The sequence below is a fragment of the Oleiphilus sp. HI0066 genome (assembly GCF_001635725.1).
On the sequence record NZ_LWFH01001019.1, the window covers coordinates 1 to 1,603 of the forward strand.

At 44.0% G+C, this 1,603-nt stretch carries 2 protein-coding genes; one reads left to right on the forward strand and one right to left on the reverse strand.

Features of this window, described 5'->3' with window-relative positions; translation table 11 throughout:
• Positions 1-894, reverse strand: an 894-nt coding sequence (locus tag A3738_RS12130; protein ID WP_197473828.1) for a GMC family oxidoreductase, incomplete at its 3' end; no start/stop codon positions are given.
• Positions 895-1,079: 185 nt separating this feature from the next.
• Here A3738_RS12130 and A3738_RS12135 point away from each other — a divergent pair.
• The coding region (locus A3738_RS12135) for an AraC family transcriptional regulator ligand-binding domain-containing protein (RefSeq protein WP_156504230.1) at positions 1,080-1,603 on the forward strand (524 nt) is incomplete at its 3' end.

The following is a 1,603-nucleotide window of genomic DNA, read 5'->3' on the forward strand; positions in this document are numbered from 1 at the left end:
ATCGACATGTTCTTGCAAGTTTTTACCGACACCAGTAAGGTCATGTACAACTGGGATGCCATGCTGCGCTAACTCTTCTTTATCGCCAACTCCAGAGAGCATAAGAGTCTGTGGTGAATTGAACGCACCGCCACATAACAAGACTTCTTTATTGGCTTTCACCTCATGACTCACACCATTTTTCGTATATGCGACGCCTACAGCAGTTTTACCTTCGAAGAGGATCTTATCGACAAAGGCTTCACATTCCACAGACAGGTTATTTCGATGAAGTGCCGGTTTTAAGTAGGCACGTGAGACGCCACAACGTTCACCATCCTTGATCGTAAATTGGTAATAGCCTGCACCTTCAAATTGTGGTCCATTGAAGTCATCGGTAACCGGATAGCCCGCTTGTTCAGCACCTTTTATAAAGCAGTCATTTAGCGGGTAGGCACTGTGAGTATTCGATACATATAAAGGGCCTTTGTCGCCATGGAAGGCATCGCCGCCGCGCTCATTGGTTTCTGATTTCTTGAAGTAGGGCAGCATATTGTCAAAGCCCCAGCCCGGATTTCCTTGGCTTTCCCAGTGATCATAATCAGAGCGATGTCCTCGAATATATACCATCGCATTCACTGCGCTGCTGCCGCCCAGTGTTTTGCCGCGGGGACAAAAAACAGGTTTACCATGTCGAATGTCCGGAACTGGCTCAGAGTCGTATAGCCAGTTATATTTGCGGCTATACATGAAGTAGGCAAAGGCACCTGGAATCTTGATCATTGGTGTTTTGTCTTCGGGACCGGCTTCTAAAACGAGTATCGAATTATTTGGGTCTTGAGATAATCGATGTGCTAACACACTCCCTGCGGATCCTGCACCGATGATGATGTAATCGAAATTATTGTTATTCATGTGGCTACCTCATTCGTGACGAAGTCGTCTTATAGGGTTGTATTCGTTTTTTCTCGGTTCTTTGATTAGATAGCTTAATAAATAGTTAGGCCTCTTAGACATGTTCGATCTGGAAAACTTGTTTGTTAATTTCGGACATAGGTCTTATGCTCTTAGCCAAATAATAATATTGATAGGTGTTCACTATGGATGTCCGTCATTCGATCATCGGCTTGGTGGAAATGCTGAAATGGATGGAGTCGAAGGGCCATGGTCGATCAACACTGCTAGATAATACTGGTATTGAAGAATCGCGTTTGGCGAATCCAAAAGAGACTGTTTCATCAAAAGAAGAGTTGCAGTTTTATCGTAACTTATTATCTGCAGCTGAAGATTCAAATGCTCTGCTTGAGGCAGGATTCAACTTAAATCTACCGAGCTATGGTGTATGGGGACTTGCGCTGATCAGCAGCTCTACGTTCGGCAAAGCAATTGATCTTGGAATCCAGTTTATTGACTTCACCTATACCTACAATCGCATTGTATTGGTTGAAGATAATCAATATTCCGGCTTGAGAATTTCACAGGCAAGAGATCTTGGTGATCTTCAGATGCCCATGATAGAGCGCGATATATCTGCGTCCTTCGTACTATTTCGTGTTTTGCTGCAAGATGAATCGCCGGTTGATGAAATTCGTTTTTCGGGCCCGATGACAAAACCCTTATCGTA